The organism is Onishia taeanensis (assembly GCF_003268885.1).
GTDB classification, from domain to species: domain Bacteria; phylum Pseudomonadota; class Gammaproteobacteria; order Pseudomonadales; family Halomonadaceae; genus Onishia; species Onishia taeanensis_A.
In genome coordinates this window covers 86058-107423 of the sequence record NZ_QLSX01000004.1, presented here as the reverse complement: position 1 = coordinate 107423, position 21366 = coordinate 86058, and the positions used below count along the sequence as shown (strand labels likewise).

General features: G+C 62.4%; 20 protein-coding genes. 16 read left to right on the top strand and 4 right to left on the bottom strand.

Annotation, left to right across the window (positions count from 1 at the left end; all coding sequences use genetic code 11):
• The first annotated feature begins 7 nt into the window (after positions 1-7).
• From BCL93_RS07145 to BCL93_RS07130, 4 genes are all read left to right on the top strand, one after another.
• Positions 8-280, top strand: coding sequence for a DUF2160 domain-containing protein (locus BCL93_RS07145; protein ID WP_112054559.1), 273 nt, complete (start codon positions 8-10; stop codon positions 278-280).
• A gap of 70 nt (positions 281-350) precedes the next feature.
• Positions 351-2063 carry an ABC transporter substrate-binding protein gene (locus BCL93_RS07140; protein ID WP_369700285.1) on the top strand — a complete coding sequence of 571 codons (1713 nt, stop codon included), beginning with the start codon at positions 351-353 and terminating at the stop codon, positions 2061-2063.
• A 111-nt stretch (positions 2064-2174) separates the two neighbouring features.
• The gene (glpK, locus tag BCL93_RS07135) at positions 2175-3683 is read left to right on the top strand and encodes a glycerol kinase GlpK (protein WP_112054556.1); all 1509 of its coding nucleotides are present in this window, start codon (positions 2175-2177) and stop codon (positions 3681-3683) included.
• Positions 3684-3860: 177 nt separating this feature from the next.
• Positions 3861-5543 carry a glycerol-3-phosphate dehydrogenase/oxidase gene (locus BCL93_RS07130; protein ID WP_112054554.1) on the top strand — a complete coding sequence of 561 codons (1683 nt, stop codon included), beginning with the start codon at positions 3861-3863 and terminating at the stop codon, positions 5541-5543.
• A 120-nt stretch (positions 5544-5663) separates the two neighbouring features.
• On the opposite strand, the gene BCL93_RS07125 is transcribed toward BCL93_RS07130, so the two are convergent.
• Complete coding sequence (locus BCL93_RS07125; protein ID WP_146742466.1) at positions 5664-6137, bottom strand: DUF6314 family protein; 474 nt, start codon at positions 6135-6137, stop codon at positions 5664-5666.
• Between the two features lie 25 nt (positions 6138-6162).
• Between BCL93_RS07125 and BCL93_RS07120 the strand changes: the two genes are divergently transcribed.
• From BCL93_RS07120 to BCL93_RS07095, 6 genes are all read left to right on the top strand, one after another.
• Positions 6163-7041: a carboxylate/amino acid/amine transporter gene (locus BCL93_RS07120; RefSeq protein WP_112054550.1), complete on the top strand. Its 879-nt coding sequence runs from the start codon at positions 6163-6165 to the stop codon at positions 7039-7041.
• Positions 7042-7113: 72 nt separating this feature from the next.
• Positions 7114-7995, top strand: coding sequence for an NAD(+) kinase (locus tag BCL93_RS07115; RefSeq protein ID WP_112054548.1), 882 nt, complete (start codon positions 7114-7116; stop codon positions 7993-7995).
• A gap of 1 nt (position 7996) precedes the next feature.
• Complete coding sequence (locus BCL93_RS07110) at positions 7997-8992, top strand: metallophosphoesterase (RefSeq protein WP_181463051.1); 996 nt, start codon at positions 7997-7999, stop codon at positions 8990-8992.
• Positions 8993-9237: 245 nt separating this feature from the next.
• On the top strand, positions 9238-10089 hold the full coding sequence (locus tag BCL93_RS07105) for a rhomboid family intramembrane serine protease (protein WP_112054546.1): 852 nt from the start codon (positions 9238-9240) through the stop codon (positions 10087-10089).
• 42 nt (positions 10090-10131) lie between these two features.
• Positions 10132-10443 carry a YeaC family protein gene (locus BCL93_RS07100; RefSeq protein WP_112054544.1) on the top strand — a complete coding sequence of 104 codons (312 nt, stop codon included), beginning with the start codon at positions 10132-10134 and terminating at the stop codon, positions 10441-10443.
• Positions 10444-10475: 32 nt separating this feature from the next.
• Positions 10476-11273 carry a DUF2797 domain-containing protein gene (locus tag BCL93_RS07095; protein WP_112054746.1) on the top strand — a complete coding sequence of 266 codons (798 nt, stop codon included), beginning with the start codon at positions 10476-10478 and terminating at the stop codon, positions 11271-11273.
• Between the two features lie 97 nt (positions 11274-11370).
• On the opposite strand, the gene BCL93_RS07090 is transcribed toward BCL93_RS07095, so the two are convergent.
• Together BCL93_RS07090 and BCL93_RS07085 are read right to left on the bottom strand one after the other, a co-directional pair.
• A complete protein-coding gene (locus BCL93_RS07090) occupies positions 11371-11787 on the bottom strand; it encodes a hypothetical protein (protein ID WP_112054543.1) in 417 nt (138 codons plus the stop codon).
• 74 nt (positions 11788-11861) lie between these two features.
• Complete coding sequence (locus tag BCL93_RS07085) at positions 11862-13364, bottom strand: RimK family protein (RefSeq protein ID WP_112054541.1); 1503 nt, start codon at positions 13362-13364, stop codon at positions 11862-11864.
• A 171-nt stretch (positions 13365-13535) separates the two neighbouring features.
• On the opposite strand from BCL93_RS07085, the gene rimI reads away from it, so the two are divergent.
• The 4 genes from rimI to pepN all read left to right on the top strand — a co-directional run bounded on the left by rimI (position 13536) and on the right by pepN (position 17929).
• Positions 13536-14018, top strand: a complete 483-nt coding sequence (gene rimI / locus BCL93_RS07080; protein WP_112054539.1) for a ribosomal protein S18-alanine N-acetyltransferase — start codon at positions 13536-13538, stop codon at positions 14016-14018.
• Between the two features lie 84 nt (positions 14019-14102).
• The gene (locus BCL93_RS07075; protein ID WP_112054538.1) at positions 14103-14588 is read left to right on the top strand and encodes a YajQ family cyclic di-GMP-binding protein; all 486 of its coding nucleotides are present in this window, start codon (positions 14103-14105) and stop codon (positions 14586-14588) included.
• A 196-nt stretch (positions 14589-14784) separates the two neighbouring features.
• Positions 14785-15231 carry a YbaN family protein gene (locus BCL93_RS07070; protein ID WP_112054536.1) on the top strand — a complete coding sequence of 149 codons (447 nt, stop codon included), beginning with the start codon at positions 14785-14787 and terminating at the stop codon, positions 15229-15231.
• A 58-nt stretch (positions 15232-15289) separates the two neighbouring features.
• Positions 15290-17929 (top strand): aminopeptidase N, encoded by a 2640-nt coding sequence (gene pepN, locus BCL93_RS07065; protein WP_112054535.1) that lies wholly within the window; start codon positions 15290-15292, stop codon positions 17927-17929.
• 223 nt (positions 17930-18152) lie between these two features.
• On the opposite strand, the gene BCL93_RS07060 is transcribed toward pepN, so the two are convergent.
• Positions 18153-19754: a cation:proton antiporter family protein gene (locus BCL93_RS07060; RefSeq protein ID WP_181463050.1), complete on the bottom strand. Its 1602-nt coding sequence runs from the start codon at positions 19752-19754 to the stop codon at positions 18153-18155.
• A gap of 153 nt (positions 19755-19907) precedes the next feature.
• Between BCL93_RS07060 and yegS the strand changes: the two genes are divergently transcribed.
• Both yegS and BCL93_RS07050 read left to right on the top strand, forming a co-directional pair.
• Complete coding sequence (gene yegS, locus BCL93_RS07055) at positions 19908-20837, top strand: lipid kinase YegS (protein ID WP_112054533.1); 930 nt, start codon at positions 19908-19910, stop codon at positions 20835-20837.
• A gap of 100 nt (positions 20838-20937) precedes the next feature.
• Positions 20938-21357 (top strand): VOC family protein, encoded by a 420-nt coding sequence (locus tag BCL93_RS07050; protein WP_112054531.1) that lies wholly within the window; start codon positions 20938-20940, stop codon positions 21355-21357.
• The last annotated feature ends 9 nt before the right edge of the window (positions 21358-21366 follow it).

The window sequence follows — 21366 nt, the reverse complement described above, 5'->3', positions numbered from 1 at the left end:
GCGCGTCATGGAATGGATGGTATGGACGCTGCCGACCACTGTCTTCTTTTCCGTTATTGCGGCGATGCTCGCCGGCATGACGGTCTGGGAGGTCGTGCAGCCAACGGTCGAGCGTAAGGGCTTTCTGCCGATCTCGACCACGCGCGGTGATCGTCTCTTTATCGGGCTGTTGTCCGCCGCCTATCTGCATCTGATGGTGGTGGGCTTCACGCCCCTGAGTATCTGGTGGGCCCTTGCGGGTTCGGTACTGTGGTTGCTGGTACTGATCCGTTGGGGGTGATCTGGGTGGAAGGAGTCACTCCTTCAAGTAAGCACTTCAATAAGAAGAGGTCATTATGATACCGACAAGAATGCGACTCTCTGTGCTGGCGGCTGGCGTGATGCTGGCCAGCGGCTCAGTGCACGCCGACAATCATGACACTCAGGCCGTTATCGACCGGCTGATCGACGAGAACTTCCAGCACTCGACGCTGAGCCGCGAGCAGCAGGCTGCCGAGCTCGAGTGGTTCGCCAAGGCCGCCGAACCCTTCCGTGGCATGGAGATCAACGTGGTCTCCGAAGGCTTGACCACCCACGTCTATGAGCGCGACGTGCTGTCCAAGGCCTTCACAGAGCTGACCGGCATCGAGCTCACCCACAACATCATTGGCGAGGGTGACGTCGTCAACAACATGCAGACCCAGATGCAGTCGGGTCGCAACATCTACGATGGCTACGTCAACGATTCGGACTCCATCGGCACCCATATTCGCTATGGCACCACCATCAACCTGTCCAAAGCGATGAAAAATGAGTGGGCCGACTACACTCTGCCGACTCTGGACCTGGAAGACTTCATCGGCATCCAGTACACCACTGGGCCGGATGGGGATATCTATCAGCTGCCCGACCAGCAGTTCGCCAACCTCTACTGGTTCCGCTATGACTGGTTCCAGCGCGAAGACCTGCAGAAACAGTTCCGCGAGCGCTACGGCTATGATCTGGGCGTGCCGACCAACTGGACTGCCTATCAGGACATCGCTGAGTTCTTCACCAATGATGTAGGTGAACTCGACGGCCAGAAGGTCTACGGCCACATGGACTACGGGCGTCGCGATCCGTCACTTGGCTGGCGTTTCCATGACTCCTGGCTGTCGATGGCCGGTATGGGTAGCCCCGGCGTGCCCTTCGGTAATCCGGTAGATGACTGGGGTATCCGCGTCGACGAAGACAGCCGTCCGGTAGGCGCCAGCGTCAGCCGCGGCGGTGCCACCAATTCGCCGGCCTCGGTGTTCGCCGTCACCAAGATGGTCGACTGGCTGCGTGACTATGCGCCGCCTGAAGCCCAGGGCATGACCTTCGGTGAGGCCGGCCCGGTGCCTGCCCAGGGCCAGATCGCCCAGCAGATGTTCTGGTACACCGCCTTCACCGCCGACATGACCAGCCCCGATGTGCCGGTCACCGATGCCGAGGGCAACCCCAAGTGGCGCATGGCCCCTTCGCCGACCGGTCCTTACTGGGAAGAAGGCATGAAGGTTGGCTATCAGGACGTGGGCTCCTGGACCTTCTTCGATTCCACACCCGAGGATCGTCGCACTGCAGCCTGGCTGTACGCGCAGTTCACCACCTCCAAGACGGTGTCACTTGAGAAGCTGATGGCCGGTCTGACACCAATTCGCCGCTCAGACATCTTCTCCGACGAGATGACCGAGATGGCGCCCAAGCTGGGTGGCCTGGTGGAGTTCTATCGCAGCCCGGATCAGTCCAAGTGGACCCCGTCGAGCACCAACGTGCCTGACTATCCGCGCATGGCTCCGCTGTGGTGGCAGAACCTGGCCCCTGCGGTCAGCGGCGATGTCACCCCCAAGGAAGCCCTGGACAACCTGGCCGGAGATCTCGACAACATCATGTCGCGACTGGCTCGTGCGAAGGTGTTCGCTACCTTCGAACCCAAGCTCAACGAAGAGCGTGACCCGGAGTACTGGCTGAACCAGCCCGGTGCGCCCAAGGCCAAGCTCGACAACGAGATGCCTCAGGGCACCACCGTCCCCTACGACGAACTGATCCAGTCCTGGCAGCAGTAAGGCTTGATCGCCGGAGGGCGGCCGGCAAAACGGCCGCCCAAGGGACTATCGTCAACCGGCATGACGCTTCCTCGTCCCGTTCGCGGGGCGAGGTGGTGCCGAGGTGATTGCATGAACAAGGGTTATATCCTGGCCATCGACCAGGGCACCACGGGCTCGACGGTGCTGGTCTTCGACCATGACGGCATCGCCCGGGGCAGGGCCTACCGGGAGTTTCGTCAGTACTATCCCAAGCCTGGCTGGGTCGAGCACGATGCACAGATGATCTGGAGCGTGACGCATCAGGTCGTCCAGGAGGCGCTCAATCGCGCCGATATTCTTCCCGATCAAATCGTCGGCATCGGCATCGCCAACCAACGCGAGACCACGCTGCTGTGGGACCGCGAGACCGGCGAGCCGGTTCACCGCGCCATTGTCTGGCAGGACCGCCGTGCGGCAGGTATCTGCGAGACGCTACGCGAGGAGGGGCTCGAAGCCACCTTCCGCGCCAAAACCGGGTTGGTCTGCGACCCCTACTTTTCCGGTACCAAGGTGCGCTGGCTGCTCGACAACGTCAGCGGCCTGCGTGAGCGCGCCGAGCGCGGCGAGCTCGCCTTTGGCACCATCGACAGCTGGCTGGTCCACAAGCTGACCGGCGGGCGAGTGCATGCAACCGATGTGTCCAACGCATCGCGCACCCTGATGTACAACATCCATAGCCTCGAATGGGACGAGGAGCTGCTGGACCTGCTCAAGGTGCCGGCGGCCATCCTGCCCGAGGTCAAATCATCGTCTTCGCTCTTCGGTGAGACCGACCCGGAGGCATTTTTCGGTGCTCGCGTGCCGGTGGCCGGTATCGCCGGGGATCAGCAGGCCGCGCTGTTCGGTGAGGCCTGCCACGGCGAGGGCATGGCCAAGAACACCTATGGCACCGGCAGCTTCCTGCTGATGAACACAGGCACCCAGCCGGTGGCAAGCCAGCACGGGTTGCTCTCGACCATCGCCTGGGGCATCGGCGATGAACCGGTGGAATACGCGCTGGAAGGGGCGATCTTCGTCACCGGCGCGGCGGTGCAGTGGCTGCGTGATGAACTCAATATCATCGATGATGCCGCAGACACCGAGCGCATGGCGCTGTCACTGTCAGGCAATGACAACGTCTATTTCGTGCCGGCTCTGACCGGGCTTGGCGCGCCGCATTGGGACCCTTATGCGCGCGGCACGCTGCTTGGCGTGACGCGGGGCACCACCAAGGCGCATATCGCCCGGGCGGTGCTCGAGAGCATTGCCTACCAGACGCGCGACATCGTCGAGATCATGGTTGATGAGTCCGGCATTCCGCTCAAAGAGCTGCGCGCCGATGGCGGCGGGGCGGTGAACACCTTCCTGATGCAGTTCCAGGCCGACACCTTGGGTGTGCCGGTCAAGGTGCCGCGGATCACCGAGACCACGGCGCTTGGCGCCGCCTATCTCGCGGGTCTGGCGACCGGCTTCTGGAAGGATCGCGCCGAGATCGACGCCAAGTGGCAGCTTGCCCAGTGCTATCAGCCGGGCATGCCTGAGGCGGAGCGCGCCGCCCTTTATCGGCGCTGGCATCGGGCGGTGGCGCTCTCCAAGGCTTGGGACACGCCGCTGGAGTAGGCCTGCGTTGCTCGCTATGACGCGTTATTAAAAAAGGGAGGGTTGTTACGAGGGGAGGGCTCTTGCGTCTGCATCGCGTCCTATTGGCCGAGTCATTTCATAAAGTCCATTTCACAAAGGCCACTCCTCAAAGATTACTCGACAAAGACAAAGGCCACTTCACAAAGGCACGGCATCATGCAATTGCGCAAACACAATCTCGACCGCCAGCAGCAAGAGGATTTCGATGTCCTGGTCATCGGGGGCGGCATCAATGGCGCGGCCTCGGCGGCGGCGTTGGCGGGCAAGGGCGTCAAGGTGGCGCTGATTGATCGCGGCGACTTTGCCAGCAGCACCAGCATGCATTCCTCGAATCTGGTGTGGGGCGGCATCAAGTACATGGAGAGCCATGACTTTCCGCTGGTCCGCAAGCTGTGCAAGAGTCGCAACCACCTGATCAAGCACTTTCCGTCGACGGTGAAGGAGATTCGATTCCTGACTACCATCGCCAGCGGTTTCCGCTACCACCCGCGCTATCTGTGGGCGGGTAGCTGGCTCTACTGGTTCATCGGTAATGGCTTCACCAAGATCCCGCACTACCTGTCGCCTGAGGGCATCAAGGCCCGTGAGCCGATCGTCGATATCGCTGGCAGCGTGGGCGGCTTCGAATACTCCGATGCCTACCTGCACGACAATGATGCGCGCTTTGTCTTCAACTTCGTGCGCAGTGCCATGGACCGGGGCTGTGCGGCCACTAACTATGTCGAGTCGCTGGGCGCCAAGCGGGAAGGGCAGCGCTGGATCACCCAGGCCCGCAATGTGATGACCGGCGATACCTTCGAGATTCGCGCCAAGGTGGTGGTCAATGCCGCCGGGCCCTATGTGGATCAGCACAACTCCCTGAGCGGCGAGCGCACCGAGCACCAGCACGTCTATTCCAAGGGCATTCACCTGATCGTGCCGCAGCTCAGCGAGCATCAGCGGGTGCTGGCCTTCTTCGCCGATGACGGCCGGCTATTCTTCGTCATTCCCATGGGGCGGCGCACCTGTATCGGCACCACCGACACCCGGGTAGAGAGCCCCGAGGTGAAGGTCACCGACGATGACATCCGCTTCGTGCTGGACAACATCAACAAGCGACTGACGCTGAATGCGCCGCTGACCCAGGACGACATCATTTCGACCCGCTGCGGCGTGCGTCCGTTGGCGGTCAAGGCGAGCTCGGGGGGCGATCGGGACTTCCTGCAGCTCTCTCGCAAGCACGTCATCGATACCGACGCCGCTACCCATCACCTGAGCATCTTTGGCGGCAAGCTGACCGACTGCCTTAACGTCGGCGACGAGATCGTTGCGGCGGTCAAGGAGCTGGGCGTCGAGGTGCCCTATGCAGACTACGTCTGGTATGGGGAGCCGGGACGAGCGGTGCGCAAGGAATTCTTCCATCAGGCGCGCCTGATGGGGCTGGACGCCATGGCGCCTCATCACCATGAGGCCCTGAGCACACGGCTTTGGCGGCGCTACGGCGCTCAGGCATTGGACATGCTCGAGGAAATCCGCGAAGACCCGCGTCAGGCCGAGGTGTTGATCGAAGGCACCGAGTACCTGCGCTGCGAGATTCGACAGGCACAGCGCCGCGAGATGATTACCCGTCTCGAGGATTTCCTGCGCCGGCGCTCGAAGATCTCGCTGGTGGTCAGTGCCGAAGACATCCGCAAGGCCCCCGGGCTCAGAGAGGCCTGCGAGATCCTGTTTGGCGACGAGGCCGAGGCCAAGCTCGAGGAGTACTTGGCGAGCCCTCAGGCCCAGAGCGTCGGTGAGGTGCTGAGCGCCGACTCCCACGCCGATAACCCGGCGCATTCGGAGTCGCTCAAGTGGCGCTAAGACCATCATAAGAAAACCGGCCAAGAGCGTCGGCCAAGAGAACCGGTCAGGCGGTGAGGGCAGGGCGCAGGAGAGATCCCACCGCCGCCTGATCAATGCCGAGGACGTTGGCAGAAGGGCTCAGCGAATGAAATAGCGGTAGGCGATCGATTCGTCCTTGCGCGGGCCTTGGATGCGCCAGTCGAGCGCGAAGCCATCGCTATTGACCGCTAGTCTTGCCGTGTAGCGATCCTCGCCGCACAGGTGAGGGGCGGCGGCCACCAGCCCGCTGCCATCCTCGGCCTCGATCAGGTCGAACAGCCAGACGGCCGCTTCTCGACCGCGCCGCTCATGGAAGAGGCGCAAGCGGTCCTCTTCCAGCTCCCAACGATAGACGTTGCGAAACGCGACTTCCCGAGATTGTCCTGCGAGCGCGAAGTGGCCCTCCTCATGGAAGCGTACATGGAAGCATCGTACCTGGTCGTCTTCGCTCACCGTGACGCTGCCATATCCTTCGCCGGACCACTCGCACTGCGAGGCAGTGCCGGAACGCGAGGAAAATTTCAGGCGACTGATGGTTGGTAGCAGGGCGCGCACGCGTATAATGCTTGTCAACTTTATTTCCTTGTGGAGTTAACCAATGAGCTATCTTGTGGGCGTCACAGCCTTATGGGCGTTTTCGTTCTCGCTGATCGGCGCCTACCTGTCCGGTCAGGTCGACAGCTACTTCGCGGTGCTGGTGCGCATCGTGTTGGCCACGCTGGTGTTCTTGCCGTTTCTCAAGCCGCGGCTGCTGGCCAATCGTCACAAGCTGGCGCTGATGGCGATCGGCGCCGTGCAGTTGGGGCTGATGTACATCTTCTTCTATCAGTCGTTTCTGCTGCTGTCGGTGCCGGAGGTGCTGCTGTTCACCATCTTCACGCCGCTCTACGTAACGCTGATCGACGACGCCCTGGCCGGGCGGTTCACGCCATTCTACCTGCTCAGTGCATTGCTTGCCGTGATCGGCGCGGCGGTGATTCGCTACCAGGGCGTGGATAGCGGTTTCTGGCTGGGTTTCCTAGTGGTGCAGGGCGCCAACCTGTGCTTTGCGCTGGGTCAGGTGGCCTACCGTCATCTGGCCGTGCGCCTGGAAGATGATGTGCCCCAATACAGCATCTTCGGCTGGTTCTACCTGGGCGCACTGGCGCTGGTGGTCGTGGCCTTCGCGCTGTTCGGCAACCCCGCTAAGCTGCCTTCCTCTGGGCTTCAGTGGGGCGTGCTGGCGTGGCTTGGCCTGGTGGCCTCTGGGCTCGGCTACTTCCTGTGGAACAAGGGAGCGACCCGGGTCGATGCGGGAGCGCTTGCCATCATGAACAATGCGCTGGTGCCGGCGGGGCTTCTGGTCAACCTGGCGCTCTGGAACCGGGATGCCGATCTATCCCGACTGGCGCTGGGCGGTGCCATCCTCGTGGCGTCGCTCGCTATCAACGAGTGGTGGGTGCGCCGTCGCCGCCTGCCGGTCTCGCCGCTGGCTTGAGGGGGCTGCCTGGCGGTTTGCCGCTCCCGGCGGGAGTCCGCATAATGACGGCTCGATGAGGCGGGAGCGCGCATGACAACCTTCAAGAACATTGGCCTGATCGGCCGCATGGGCAGTGCCAAGGTAGTGGATACGCTCAGGCGACTGATCCGCTTCCTCGATGAAGGCGGCTATCACGTCATTCTCGAGGATCGCACTGCAACCGTGATGTTGGATCACGGCCAGCAGGAAGCCAGCCGGCGGATGCTGGGCGAAATCTGTGATCTGGTGATCGTGATCGGAGGTGATGGCAGCCTGCTGGGCGCGGCGCGAGCGCTGTGCAAGAGCGGCACGCCGGTGCTCGGGGTCAACCGTGGCCGGCTGGGCTTTCTGACCGACATCTCGCCGAGCGAGCTCGAGGACAAGGTCGGCGAGGTACTGGCCGGGCGCTTCATGATCGAAGAGCGCTTCCTGCTCGATGCCGAGGTCTATCGCAATGATGCGCTGGTCGGCAGCGCCGAAGCCCTCAACGACGTAGTTATGCATCCCGGTAAGGCGGTGCGCATGATCGAGTTCGAGCTCTTCATCGACGGCCAGTTCGTCTACAGCCAGCGCAGCGATGGACTGATCATTGCCACTCCTACCGGCTCCACCGCCTACGCGCTCTCCGGCGGTGGTCCTATCGTGCATCCCAGCATTGAAGCCATCACCCTGGTGCCGATGTTTCCCCATACCCTGTCGAGCCGTCCCATCGTTGTGGATGCCAGTTCTGAAATCCGCATTCATATCGGCGAGACCAACGAAGCCTATCCCCACGTCAGCTGCGATGGTCAGACTCGGGTCGTATCCAAACCCGACGACATTCTCTATGTACGCAGGAAGCCCGAGCGTTTGAAGCTGGTGCACCCCCTGGGCCACAACTTCTACGAGGTCTGTCGCAGCAAGCTCGGCTGGAGCAGCCGGCTGGGGGATTGAGATGACCATGAGCGATGGCATCGAAGGCTACGACCTGATCGGCGATGTGCACGGCTGTGGCGCCACCCTGGCCGCACTGCTCGAGAAGCTCGGCTATCACCGGCGGCGCGGGGTCTATCGCCATCCGCGGCGGCGGGTGATCTTCCTCGGCGACCTGATCGACCGCGGCCCGCGCATTCGCCTGGCGGTGACCATTGCCCGGCGCATGGTCGAGGCCGGCGAGGCGCATATCGTCATGGGCAATCACGAATACAACGCCCTGGCGTATTGCCGGCGTGACCCGGAAGGGGGCTTCCTGCGGGCCCATACTCCGCGACATAACCGCATCATCAAGGACACCCTCGAGCAGTACAGCGATCACCTGAACGAGTGGGACGATACCCTGGCCTGGTTCATGCAGATTCCGCTGTTTCTAGAGCGAGACGGCCTGCGGGTGGTTCACGCCTGCTGGGATCAGGCGTTGATCGACGCCTTTCGCCTCGACCACCCGGACGGACGCATGGATGAAGCCTTCCTGCGCGAGTCGGCGATGCACGGCACCAAGGCCTTTGCGATCATGGACCGGTTGACCCGTGGCAGCCACCTCGTGCTGCCCGATAACCTGGAGATTCACTCAGGAGACGGTTTCCGGCGCCGCAGCTTTCGCACTCACTTCTGGGCCCGCGACCCGCATACCTACGGCGATGTGGTCTTTCAGCCGGACAACCTGCCCGGCGACCTGGAGCTTCGAGCGTTGAGCGCGAGCGAACGTGCCCGACTGAGCTACTACGGACCCGACGAGCCGCCGCTGTTTATTGGCCACTATTGGTGCGAGGGCATTCCGGCATTGCCGGCGCCCAACGTGGCCTGCCTCGATTACAGCGCGGTCAAGTTTGGCCGCCTGGTGGCCTATCGCTGGAGCGGCGAAACTCGACTGGATGCCAATCACTTCGTCTGGCTCAAGGTGCCTCGCGATGAGCAGGCGATGCCTCGGCCCTGGGAGATCGATTTCGATTGAACGACCGGAATAGGCGGTAAGAACAATCTGTCACGATAAGATAACAAACTTTTACATTATTTTAGGCATCACGCATGAACTTCTTCCCGGCAGGCGCATCTCAAGAGTGTTCCCTTGAATGATCCCTTGCTCTTATCCGGCGGCCCCCTCCGCCGGATTTTTCTTTGTGGAATTCGTTACACTGGCGCATAGACGCCTTTTGCGGCGTATGCCCCCATTCATACTGGCATGAAAAGGAACCCCGCATGTTGAAGGTGCTCATGCTGCCCCGAGACACCGATACCCGTGACCTGCGCCAGGCACTGTGGGCCCACCGCATCGGTCATCGCTTCACTGAGGACGAGGACGGCTACACCCTGTGGCTTGCGGACCCCGCCCAGTTGGATGATCTCACCCGGTTGCTGGAACGCTGGCAGCGCGGCGAGTCGCTGATGCCCAGCGGCCATGCGGCGCGCGCCAAGCTCAATGCGTCGCCGCTGTTGCGCCCCTTCGCCCTGGCGCCGGTGACCGCCAGCTTGCTGGCGGCCTGCCTAGTGGTGTTTGGCCTGATGTGGCTGCTCGGCGATATCGTGGTGGCCATGTTGACCATCGTGCCGGTGGCCGTGGCGGGCGGCAGCCTGAGCCTGGGCACGCTGGCCGATACCCTGAGCTCCGGGCAGGTGTGGCGGCTGTTTTCGCCGGCCCTTTTGCACTTCGGCTGGATGCACCTGATCTTCAATCTGCTGTGGCTGTGGTATTTCGGCCGCCAGATCGAGGCGCTGCGCGGCGGCAAGCTGATGCTGGTCCTGGCCGTCGTCAGTGCCATCGTGGGCAACCTTGCCCAGTACGTCACCGGCACGGTGCTGTTCGGCGGCATGTCCGGCGTGGTCTATGCGCTGCTTGGTTACGTATGGCTGATGTCGCGGCTAGCGCCCAGCAGCGGGTTCTTCGTGCCCCAGATGCTGGTGGTGTTCATGCTGGGCTGGATGGTCTTCACCATGACCGAGATGGCCGGGATGGTCGGGTTCGGCAACGTGGCCAACGAGGCCCACGTGGGCGGCCTGGTCGTGGGCCTGGCACTGGGCTGGTATGATGCGCGCCGTGCCCGAAGGGCCTGATGCGATGGTGATGACACCCCATGTCACTAAAGGAAGACTGAAATGAGCGAGATGACCTTCGACAAGATGGTCCAGCAGATGACGCCGGCCATCTACGATAGCCTCAAGCAGGCGGTGTCGCTGCGCAAATGGCCTGACGGGCGGGTGCTGAGCGCCGAGCAGGTCGAGCTGTGCCTCGAGGCCGTGATCAAGTACGAAGCCGAGCATGGCGTGTCTCCCGACCAGCGGGTCGGCTATCTGGATCGCACCAGCTGTGGCAGCGACGCTGGGAGTGATGTCGGTGGGGGGAGTAGTGGAAATAGTAGTGTAGAGAGTGCCAGCAACGGCGAGGAAAGCCTCAAGTGGGTGAACTGATCGACACCGCCGCTCGCGGTTGCCTGAGCAAGATGGCCATCTCGCCGGGAAAGGCCGGGGAGGCGGCGGATTACGCACTGCGTCTCGATGAAACGCGCCTGCCCCTCAATGCGCGTCTGGGTCAGTCGTTGCGGCTTAGCTGGACCGGTGCCATTGCCTGCACGCACTGCGGCCGGGCCACCAAGAAAAGCTTCGCCCAGGGCCACTGTTACCCCTGCTTCAAGCGCTTGGCCAGCTGCGATACCTGCATCATGAAGCCTGAGACCTGCCACTTCTTCGCCGGCACCTGCCGCGAGCCGGAATGGGGCGAGCGTCACTGCTTCCAGCCCCATGTGGTCTATCTGGCCAACTCATCGGGGCTCAAGGTGGGGATCACCCGACGTACCCAGGTGCCGACTCGCTGGCTCGATCAGGGCGCCATCCAGGCCCTGCCGATTATCGAGGTCGACACCCGACAGCAGTCTGGCTTCGTCGAGATGCTGTTCAAGGAAGAGGTCAGCGATCGCACCAACTGGCGCGCGATGCTCAAGGGCGACGTTGAGCCGATGGATCTGGTCGGCGAGCGTGATCGACTATTGGCCAAGCTCGACGGCGGGCTCAGCAGCCTGCGCGAGCGTTTCGGCGCTGATGCCATCCGCGTGCTGGATGACGCGCCTCGCCACCTCGATTACCCGGTGCTCGAGTTCCCGCGCAAAATCGTTTCTCACAACTTCGACAAGGTCGCCGAGGTAGAAGGCACCCTGATGGGGCTCAAGGGCCAGTACCTGATCCTCGATACCGGTGTCATCAACCTTCGCAAGTTTACCGGCTACGAGGTCGAGGTCGGTTGATGCTGATTCCAGGCCGACCGGGGAGCAATCGGGCTCCGCGGTCTGCCTTCGGCGACCGTCACTGATTGCTCAGCCATGTTGTTTTAATCATGTTGTTTTAACCATAGTGCGCCAGTGCAGCAGCCAGTTCCTGTTCGTGAAAGCGCCTGGCTGCCTCACGTGCTGATTCATTGCCTGCCGCACTTTCCGACCGATTGTCAGATTCCCTTCCCCCATCACCTTTCGCGTCGCTGCCGAAGCGACCCAAACGGCGGGCCGCATCGAAGAAGCCCGGTGCCGGTAGGCCGTGGCGCTCTCTTGACTGGCTGACGACCAGTGCGGCCAGGAAGGGGCGATCGGCCGCGGCGTCATCACCCATGCTGTCTTCCAGCAGCCGCGCCAGAGCCTGAATCATGCCGGGTGGGGATAGCCCCAGGGCTTCACAGGCCTGACGGTAGGTGACGGGCTGGCCCTGGCAAGCGACCTGCGTCAGGTACTGACGCAGGAGAGGCTGGGCGGACGAGGTATTGGTCATGCGGGGCTTTCCTTGGGACGGGCCTGGAGCAGACGCTCCTTGAGCATAAGACGCCCATCTTAGCAGCCGTTGCCTCAACCGCCGACGCGTCGGTTGGCCTCCATACGCTCGAGGAACACCTCGAGGATTCGGCTGTAGAGGGCTCGTCCCAGCAGGGAGTCTTCCACGCCGGCGTCGATATTGGGGTTATCGTTGATCTCGATGACCACCACTCGGTCGCCGATCTGCTTCAGATCGACGCCATACAGGCCGTTGCCGATCAGCCGGGTCGACTTGAGCGCCGCCTTGATGACGGCGGCGGGCACATCCTCGGGAGCGTGCGTGCTGAAGCCGCCGCTTCTGGTCTTGCCCTTGGAGTGGTCGTAGATCTGCCAGTGACCGCGGGCCATGTAGTAGCGGCTGGCGAACAGCGGCTGGCCGTCGAGCACGCCGATGCGCCAGTCGAAGTCGGTGGGCAGCCACTCCTGCAGCAACAGCAGGGCCGAGGAGGCGAACAGCCGCTCGGCTTCGGCCAACAGCGCCTCGGCGGAGGTGATCTTGACGATGCCCCGCGAGAAGGAGCCGTCGGGGATCTTGAGCACCATGGGGAAGCTGAGTCCCGCCGCCTTTTCCGCCAACCGGGGCAGGTCGTTGCGATTCAGCAGTACGCCTTCAGGAGTCGCGATGCCACGTGCCCGCAGCAGGGTGTGCAGATACACCTTGTTGGTGCAGCGCAGGATCGAGCGTGGGTCGTCGATGACCACCAGGCCCTCATGCTCGGCGCGTCGAGCCATGCGATAGGTATGGTGATCGAGGCTCGTGGTCTCCCGGATGAAGAGCCCATCGAACTCGGCCAGCCGACCCGCGTCACGCTTGGTGATCAGCGAGACATCGATACCCAGCTTGCGTCCGGCACGGATGAACTCCTTGAGTGCGGCGCGGTTGCTTGGGGGCAGGGCCTCCTGCGGGTCGACCAGCATGGCCAGGTCGAAGCGATAGCGGCGGCGGGCCTTTGGGGTTCGCCAGACCTTGCGCGAGTGCCGGTTCAAGGCGCTGGCGAACAGGTCCTGCTCTTCTTGAGTGAGCGCGGTGAGCCGCAGTGGCTTGAGCCGTGACAGCCGCCACATGTCCTGGCGTCGCGTGAAGCGCGCCTCGAGCAGCGGGCAGGGCAGGCGTTCGAAGAGTTTGCGGGCCAGCTTGGACAGCGCCGGTTGCAGGCTCTCGCCGAACATCACGCGCAGGGTGATGCTGTCGCCGGTCAGCGAACCGCGCTTGGCCAGCTCATTGAGCAGAGGGCTCAGGGCCTCGAGCTGCAGGTCGACCAGTGCCTTGCGCGACAGTTGATTGAGCGTCTCGACGCTGGGTAGCACTCGCTGGCCGCGGGCCTGCGCCAGCAGCGACACATAGTAGCCGCTCTCCAAGTAGTCGAGTTCACCAGACAGGTTGATGACGTGGGTGGCCGCATCCTGCTCCTGTTCTTTTTCCAGGGCCTGAGCCGGTCGCGCCTCTGCCAGGTAATCATCGGCCGTGATCAGGTCGTCGCTTGGGAAGTAGGGGCGCCAGTCGACAAGTCGGTCGACGACGATTTGCAGGGGCATTGAAAGGCTCTCCTTGAGCGCGGCCGAAGGCAATTCCTGATGGTCAGCATGCGCGTGCAGAGGGATCAAGACAATATGCGGATATGGTGAAATAAATTCATCATCCCAGGCGGTGACACTGGGTTACATGCATCGCAGAATCCTCATTACATACTCAAGGTACCCTTCGACATGACCGCCCTGTTGCGCCCGGCTCAGCCGGGTGACCTCGCAGCACTCTGCCAGCTCGAACAGCTCTGTTTCACGACCGATCATTTCAACCGACGGCAGCTGTCACACTTATTGAACCGTGCTCACGCCATTACCTGGGTGGCCGAGGATGAAGCACGGCGACTGGTGGGCTATGCGACCCTGCTTTTGCGTCGTAACAGCCTCGCGGCGAGGCTCTATTCCTTCTGTGTGCATCCCGACGTCCAGGGCCAGGGAGTCGGGCGGCGCCTGCTGGATACGCTGGAAAGCGAGGTGCGAGAACGTGGCTGCGAGTGGCTGACCCTCGAGGTGCGGGCCGATAACCGGCGCGCCCGGGCACTCTATCGGCGTATGGGCTTCGGGCTGCGGCGCTGGCTCGATGACTACTATGCCGATGGCTGCGCGGCCTGGCAGATGGAGAAGTCGCTGCTCGCCCCGGACACCGGGCGAGTGGTCAACGGTTAATGACTGATGCGAGGCGCGACGGGTGAAATGCCCGTCGCGGTGATCTAGAATCGCACTCCATTTCCACTTCGTCAGGAACGTCTCATGCCCTCCTTCGATATCGTCTCCGAGTTCGACAAACACGAAGCTATGAATGCCGTGGATCAGGCCAATCGCGAAGTGCAGACGCGTTTCGATTTCCGCGGCGTCGAGGCCAGCTTCACTCTTAACGACGACACTGTTGCGCTCGAGGCCGACGCCGACTTCCAGCTCAAGCAGATGGCCGATGTCCTGCGTGCCAAGCTGATCGCACGGGGTATCGATGCCCGCTGCATGGATGAGCAGGACCCGGAGCTGAGTGGCGTCAAGGCTCGCCAGGAGGTCAAGCTGAAACAGGGACTCGAGCAGCCGGACTGCAAGGCCATCGTCAAGCAGATCAAGGATGCCAAGATTAAGGTCCAGGCCCAGATCCAGGGCGACAAGGTGCGCGTGACGGGCAAGAAGCGTGATGACCTGCAACAGGCCATCGCATTGCTCAAGAGCGAGCAGGGGCCGGACCTGGCTCTGCAGTACAACAATTTCCGCGATTGATCGGCGCAGTACGATGGATCGTGGCTTGATTGACCCCAAGGGCGGCGCCATGCGCTCACTGCTTTAAAGACGCCTCATTGAGCGGCGTTAGACGTCAAATAGCGCAAAGCGATTTCCGTTCAATGCGTTGTTGGGGTTCAATGACCTCATGGATGCTAAGCTTCAGCTAGACGCTGCCGTTATCAGGAGAACGGACATGCCTCGAACCACCGTGACCCGCACCGCCTATCGCCTGCTGGCGATGGTGAGCTTCGCGCTCGGTGTGATCGGTGCCTTTCTGCCGCTGATGCCGACCACCTGCTTCATGCTGGTGGCGGTGTGGGCCGCTTCAAAGGGCTCGCCTCGTTTTGCCGCCTGGATTCGCCGGCACCCGCGTTTTGGTCCGCCCTTGGCGGCCTGGGAGCGTGAACGGGCGATTCCGCGTCATGCCAAGCGGCTGGCCGTGCTGATGCTGGCATTCTCTATCGGTGTGTTGGTGTTTAGTCCGATCTCCCTGGGCCTCAAGCTCGTCGTGATCGTGTCGCTGGCATGCCTCGGGGCCTGGATTGTCACTCGACCAGAGCCCCGTGCTTTCCCAATATTCACTCTTACCTCCCAGGCTCTTTCGCCCCGGGCCATGCACTCGAATCACCGCCGACTTTGAGATGGCTGCCACTGGCGCCGTACAATGATCGGCGATTTCAGAACAGGAGCCTTCCTCGATGTCTGCGATGCAGCCGACTTACCTGCATGATTACCAACCGCCCGCGTACCGGGTGACTCATACCGAGCTGAAGTTCGATTTGTCGTCGTCAGCGACCCGCGTCACCGCCCGCCTGCATCTGGAGCGTCATCCCGCGCACCAGGATTCAGACTCGCTGCCGCTGATGCTCAATGGCGAACAGCTCTCGCTTAAGCGTATCGCCATCGACGGTGAGGAGCTCGAAGCCGATGAGTACGCGCAGGACGATGCCTCGCTGACCGTGCATCGCGTGCCGGCAAGCTTCCTGCTCGACACCGAGGTCGAGATCAACCCGGCGGCCAATACCGCCCTGGCAGGCCTCTACCAGTCCAGCGGCATGTTCTGCACCCAGTGCGAGGCGGAAGGCTTTCGCCGCATCACCTTCTATCCGGACCGTCCGGATGTGATGGCGACCTTCTCGACCACGGTGATCGGTGACCGGGCGACGCTGCCGGTGCTGCTGTCCAATGGCAATCCGGTGGAATCCGGCGAACTGCCCGGTGATCGCCACTTCGTCACCTGGGAAGACCCGCACCCCAAGCCCAGCTACCTGTTCGCCCTGGTGGCCGGTGACCTGAAAAAGGTCGAGGATCACTTCACCACCCAGAGTGGTCGCGATGTCACGCTGCAGGTATGGGTCGAGGAAGAGAACCTCTCGAAGACCGATCACGCCATGGCCTCGCTGAAGCGCGCCATGAAGTGGGACGAAGAGACCTATGGGCGCGAGTACGATCTGGACCTGTTCATGATCGTGGCCGTCAACGACTTCAACATGGGCGCCATGGAGAACAAGGGCCTCAACATCTTCAACTCGGCGGCGGTGCTGACGCATCCGCACACCGCCACCGATGCGGCCTTCCAGCGCGTCGAGAGCATCGTTGCCCACGAGTACTTCCACAACTGGTCTGGCAATCGCGTGACCTGTCGCGACTGGTTCCAGCTGTCGCTCAAGGAAGGTTTCACGGTGTTCCGCGACCAGAGCTTCTCGGCGGATACCAACTCGGCGCCGGTCAAGCGCATCGAGGATGTCTCGGTGTTCCGTACCGCTCAGTTCGCCGAAGATGCCGGGCCGACCGCCCATCCGATCCGTCCCGATCACTACATCGAGATTGGCAACTTCTACACCCTGACCATCTATGAGAAGGGTGCCGAAGTGGTTCGCATGCTGCAGAACCTGCTGGGCTGGGAGCTGTTCCGCCGCGGCTCGGATCTGTATTTCGAGCGTCTCGACGGCCAGGCCGCCACCATCGAGGACTTCGTCGGCTGCATGAGCGAGGTGTCGGGTCTCGACCTGAGCCAGTTCATGCACTGGTACTCCCAGGCCGGGACACCGGAGATCGACGCTCACGGCGAGTACGACTATGCCACGTCCGAGTACCACCTGACCCTGCGTCAGCGCACGGCGCCGACCCCGGGGCAGCCGGACAAGGTCGCGCTGCACATCCCGATCCGCATGGGCCTGGTCGGTACCAAGTCCGGCCAGGATCTCAAGATGACCTTCGACGGCGAGGCGGTGGGCACCGACACCGTGATTCATCTGCGCGAATCCGAGCAGCACTTCGTCTTCACCGATCTGGCCGAGGCCCCGGTGCCGTCGCTGCTGCGCGGTTTCTCGGCGCCGGTCAAGCTGCGCTTCCCATACAGCCGTGAAGACCTGGCCTTCCTGCTGCAGCAGGATTCTGACGGCTTCAATCGCTGGGATGCCGGCCAGCGGCTGGCGATGCTGGCCCTCGATGACCTGATCGCGGCACATCGCAATGGCGTCGAGAAGGTCATGGACGTGCGCGTCATCGACGCCTTCCGCACCCTGTTGACCGGCGAAACCGACGACAAGGCGGTGCTCGCCGAGATGCTGACCCTGCCTTCGGAGGCCTACATCGCCGAGCAGCAGCCTGTGGTCGATGTCGATGCCATCCATGCCGCTCGTACTTTCGTCAAGCAGTCGCTGGCGGCTTCCCTGCGCGACGAGTTCATGGCGGTGTATCGTGCCAACCAGCTCGATGAGCCCTATGCGCCGGAGCCCGAGCAGATCGCCGCGCGCAGTCTCAAGAACGTGGCCCTGTCCTATCTGGTGGCGATCGAGGACGAGGAGGCGCTGGAACTTGTGCAGGCCCAGTTCAACGCCGATCACAATATGACCGACGTGCGTGCAGCACTGACGCTGCTCACCCACAGCTCGCGCAATGACCTGGCCGATCCGGCGCTGCGTGCCTTCGGTGACAAGTGGGCCCACGATCCGCTGGTAATGGATCAGTGGTTCAGCATTCAGGTAACCCGGCCGCAGGCCGACGCCCTGGATCGCGTCAAGTTCCTGATGAAGCACCCGAAGTTCTCGTTGAAGAACCCCAACAAGGTGCGTGCCCTGATCGGCGCCTTCGCCAGCAACCGGGTCAACTTCCACCGCATCGACGGCGCCGGCTACCAGCTGCTGAGCGACGTGGTGATCGAACTCAACCGGCTTAACCCGGAAATCGCCGCGCGCCTGGTTACGCCGCTGACGCGCTGGCAGCGCTTCGACGAGGCTCGTCAGGAGCTGATGAAAGCCGAACTCGAGCGCATCCGCGCAGAGGATCTCTCGCCGAACGTCTATGAAGTGATTGAAAAGGCGCTGGCCGATTGACGCCACGACCGGTGACGCTTTTGGTGTCGCCGGTCAGGGTGTGACCTCTTAGGCAGGTGCCAGTCTAAGCGTACTTGTCGATCTTGTGACTAGCATGACGGCAAGAGACGAAACGGGCCGCCCTATCGGGGCGGCCCGTTTTTTTGAGAACGTTTTTTTAGAAAAAGGCGCATTCAAGTGGGGGAGGGGCGAGGAAGGCCAGGCCCGTCAGCATTCGCTAACATCAGCCCAGCTGGTCGACATCGGTGACCAGGCCAGCCTCCTTGGCGGCGCTGTCGGCCAGCGCCCGGCCGGCCTCGTCGTAGATGTGGTAAACGGCGTTCGCCCCCAAGGCCTGGATCGGCTTGATCTCGTCGGGATACTCGACGATGGCGGTGATCTGACCCTTGAACTCATCTCGGTCATGCAACTGCTTGAGGGCGAAGAGGTTGCCTGCATGGTGCGGCATCGCCAGCACCACGAGCTTCAGGGTCGGCGACATCATCAGCTTGTCCCAGAAGTCCGAATCCAGGGCATCGCCCTCCAGCAGGTTATAGCCCTGCTCCTGAAGGCGCTTGACGCTTTGCGGGTTGCTGTCGATGCCCAGCACCTTGAGGCCGTACTGCTTCTGCAGCCGCTTGTAGGTGCTGCGGCCGATACGTCCCATGCCCATTACCACCGCTTCGGCATTGCCGACCTCGATGGAGCGCTCTACTGCGTCCGGTCCCCTGGTCATTCGTACCGGCAGCAGCTCGGCGAAGCGGCGATAGAGGGTCTCGCTGGCGCCATTGAGCAATGAGGAAAGCACGAAGCTGATCGCCACCGCCAGCGACATCACCACCAGCCACTTGTCGTCGAGCCAGCCCTGGCCGGCTGCCAGGGCGCCAACGATAAGGCCGAATTCGGAGTAGTTGGCGAGTCCCAATGAAGCCAGCACCGAAGTGCGCAGGCGTAGCCGAAAGCCCATGAAGATCACCTGATAGAGCAGCGCCTTGAGCGGCACCGCGGCCACCAGCAGCAAAGCCAGGCCGAGCATCTCGGCATCGGGCATGGCGGTCAGGCCGATGGTCAGGAAAAAGCCGACCAGCAGCAGCTCCTTCAGGTTGAACATCGAACGCGCCAAGTTCTGGGCGGCCGGGTGAGGCGCCAGCAGCAGGCCCACGATCAGCGCACCGAGGTCGCCCTTGATACCGACCGCATCGAAGAGGCCGTACCCGAGTACCAGCGCCATCAGCATGCCGCACAGCATCTGCATCTCGCCGTGCCCCATGCGGTCGAGCAGTCGCTGCAGCAGGGGAGCCGCTGGAATCAGCAGCAGCAACAACAGCGCCCAGGGGCTCGGCATCTCGCCGGTGGAGACGGTGAGGAACACCACGGCAAAAATGTCCTGCATGATCAGCACGCCGATCGCCAGGCGGCCATAGGCGGTCTGTGTTTCGCTGCGCTTGTCCAGCACCTTGATCACGAAAACGGTGCTAGAGAACGACAGGGCGAAACCAAGCAGGGCCAGCGTTTGCCAGGGTACACCGTCGAGCAGCTTGAAGCCTGCCAGTGCGAAAAGTCCCAGTGCTGCGCTGAGCAGCAGCGTCGAAACGACCAGGTGCAGGGAGGCCCCGGCCCACACCTCCTTGCGCAGCAGAGTGCGCACATCGAGCTTGAGGCCGATGGTGAACAGCAAGAGCGTCACACCAATATTGGCCAGTGTGGTCAGTAGCGGCGTCTCTTCATAACCCAGTGCGTTGAGCACGAAACCGCCAGCCAGAAAGCCGACCAGTGGTGGAAGCCTGAGTGCGAGGGCGCCCAGGCCTCCTAGAAAAGCGACCAGCAGAAAAGCCGGTTCGATCATGATGTCTCCTCGTCTGTACGTCCTTGTTCGGGGCGGGTGCGCTGCTCGAGCGTAGCGTCTATGCCTAATGGTTTCCTATCGGCCAGCCTTTGCCAACCTTTTGCATCGTCCATGCGTCGCCGATACCCAGTGCAACGGTGTAAGATAAGCGCCATGAATGCTAACCGTTTAATCTTACGCCTGCTGATCAATGGCAAATCGGCCCAATCACCGGCCCTGCGTGAGGCCGTGGAAGCCGTGCGCGAGCAGGGCGTCCGGCTCGAGGTTCAGGTGACCTGGGAAGCCGGGGATGCCGCCATGCTCGCTGAGCGAGCAGGTGAGGATGGGGTGTCGCGGCTGATCGTCGCCGGCGGTGATGGCACCGTGAACGAGGCGGTCAATGGCCTGATGCGCCTGTCACGGGATGCGCGGCCTGCCTTGGGCATGTTGCCGATGGGCACGGCCAATGATCTGGCCACCGGCCTGGGCATCCCCGAAGAGCTCAAGGCAGCACTGGGCCTGGCGCTCACGGCGTCTCCTCGAGCGGTGGATGTGCTGCGAGTCGGCGATCAGTATTTCCTCAACATGCTGTCGGCAGGCTTCGGGGCCGAGATCACGGCCTCTACCCCCAAGACGCTCAAGCGTTTACTCGGCGGCGGTGCCTATTCGCTGATGGGAGCGCTCAAGGCCTGGCGTTTCCACGCCTGCCCGGCCCGGCTCGAGTGGCCGGGGGGCGAGGGGAACCGCGAGCTTTTTCTGCTGGCGATTGGCAATGGCGCCCAGGCCGGCGGGGGACAGCAGCTTAGCCCGATGGCCCGTCTCGATGATGGCCTTTTGGAAGTGCTGGCGGTTCGGCAGTCTTCTTCGCTCTCGGGGATGCGCCAGATGCTCGCCGAACTCAAGCGGCTACCCGCAAACGGCGAGTACGTGGAGTACTGGCAGACCGACCAAATCCGAGTAACGGCCGATACGCCACTGCCACTGACTCTGGATGGCGAGCCGCATCGCCTGGATCACCTGGATGTGGAACTGGCCCCAGGTGCCATCGACTTGCTGGCGCCACACGACTGTCGATTGCTTGAGCATGCCGCGCCGGCACCCTGATGGCGGTTCGTAATAACCACGCACGATGATAATTCATGATCACGACTCATTAGAACGACTCATTAGAACGATTCATGATAACAACAGGGAGCGATGTTCGATGTTGACCCCATTCCATCTGGCCGTGCAGGTCCGGGATCTCGCTGAGGCGCGCGGTTTCTACGCTGATCTGCTGGGCTGCCCGGAGGGCCGCTCGAGCGATACCTGGATCGATTTCAATCTCTTCGGCCATCAGTTCGTCTGTCACCTCAACCCTGACATGACGCCGCAGCGCCATCATAATGCGGTGGACGGTCATGGCGTACCGGTACCGCACTTTGGTGTGGTGCTTGAGATGGCCGAATGGGAAGCGCTTGTCGACCGCCTGACCGAGGCCGGGGTGCGTTTCGAGATCGAGCCCTATGTGCGCTTCCAAGGCCAGCCCGGCGAGCAGGCCACCATGTTTTTCTATGATCCCAGCGGGAATGCGCTGGAGTTCAAGGCCTTTCGCGATATCGACGGTCAGCTGTTCGCGACCTGATCGACGCTT

What these genes read in the sequence shown, in the direction of transcription:
- BCL93_RS07145 (WP_112054559.1), top strand. Translation starts at nt 8, where the DNA reads ATGGAATGGATGGTATGGACGCTGCCGACCACTGTCTTCTTTTCCGTT.
- BCL93_RS07140 (WP_369700285.1), top strand. Translation starts at nt 351, where the DNA reads ATGCGACTCTCTGTGCTGGCGGCTGGCGTGATGCTGGCCAGCGGCTCA.
- glpK (WP_112054556.1), top strand. Translation starts at nt 2,175, where the DNA reads ATGAACAAGGGTTATATCCTGGCCATCGACCAGGGCACCACGGGCTCG.
- BCL93_RS07130 (WP_112054554.1), top strand. Translation starts at nt 3,861, where the DNA reads ATGCAATTGCGCAAACACAATCTCGACCGCCAGCAGCAAGAGGATTTC.
- BCL93_RS07120 (WP_112054550.1), top strand. Translation starts at nt 6,163, where the DNA reads ATGAGCTATCTTGTGGGCGTCACAGCCTTATGGGCGTTTTCGTTCTCG.
- BCL93_RS07115 (WP_112054548.1), top strand. Translation starts at nt 7,114, where the DNA reads ATGACAACCTTCAAGAACATTGGCCTGATCGGCCGCATGGGCAGTGCC.
- BCL93_RS07110 (WP_181463051.1), top strand. Translation starts at nt 7,997, where the DNA reads ATGACCATGAGCGATGGCATCGAAGGCTACGACCTGATCGGCGATGTG.
- BCL93_RS07105 (WP_112054546.1), top strand. Translation starts at nt 9,238, where the DNA reads ATGTTGAAGGTGCTCATGCTGCCCCGAGACACCGATACCCGTGACCTG.
- BCL93_RS07100 (WP_112054544.1), top strand. Translation starts at nt 10,132, where the DNA reads ATGAGCGAGATGACCTTCGACAAGATGGTCCAGCAGATGACGCCGGCC.
- BCL93_RS07095 (WP_112054746.1), top strand. Translation starts at nt 10,476, where the DNA reads ATGGCCATCTCGCCGGGAAAGGCCGGGGAGGCGGCGGATTACGCACTG.
- BCL93_RS07090 (WP_112054543.1), bottom strand. Translation starts at nt 11,787, where the DNA reads ATGACCAATACCTCGTCCGCCCAGCCTCTCCTGCGTCAGTACCTGACG.
- BCL93_RS07085 (WP_112054541.1), bottom strand. Translation starts at nt 13,364, where the DNA reads ATGCCCCTGCAAATCGTCGTCGACCGACTTGTCGACTGGCGCCCCTAC.
- rimI (WP_112054539.1), top strand. Translation starts at nt 13,536, where the DNA reads ATGACCGCCCTGTTGCGCCCGGCTCAGCCGGGTGACCTCGCAGCACTC.
- BCL93_RS07075 (WP_112054538.1), top strand. Translation starts at nt 14,103, where the DNA reads ATGCCCTCCTTCGATATCGTCTCCGAGTTCGACAAACACGAAGCTATG.
- BCL93_RS07070 (WP_112054536.1), top strand. Translation starts at nt 14,785, where the DNA reads ATGCCTCGAACCACCGTGACCCGCACCGCCTATCGCCTGCTGGCGATG.
- pepN (WP_112054535.1), top strand. Translation starts at nt 15,290, where the DNA reads ATGTCTGCGATGCAGCCGACTTACCTGCATGATTACCAACCGCCCGCG.
- BCL93_RS07060 (WP_181463050.1), bottom strand. Translation starts at nt 19,754, where the DNA reads ATGATCGAACCGGCTTTTCTGCTGGTCGCTTTTCTAGGAGGCCTGGGC.
- yegS (WP_112054533.1), top strand. Translation starts at nt 19,908, where the DNA reads ATGAATGCTAACCGTTTAATCTTACGCCTGCTGATCAATGGCAAATCG.
- BCL93_RS07050 (WP_112054531.1), top strand. Translation starts at nt 20,938, where the DNA reads ATGTTGACCCCATTCCATCTGGCCGTGCAGGTCCGGGATCTCGCTGAG.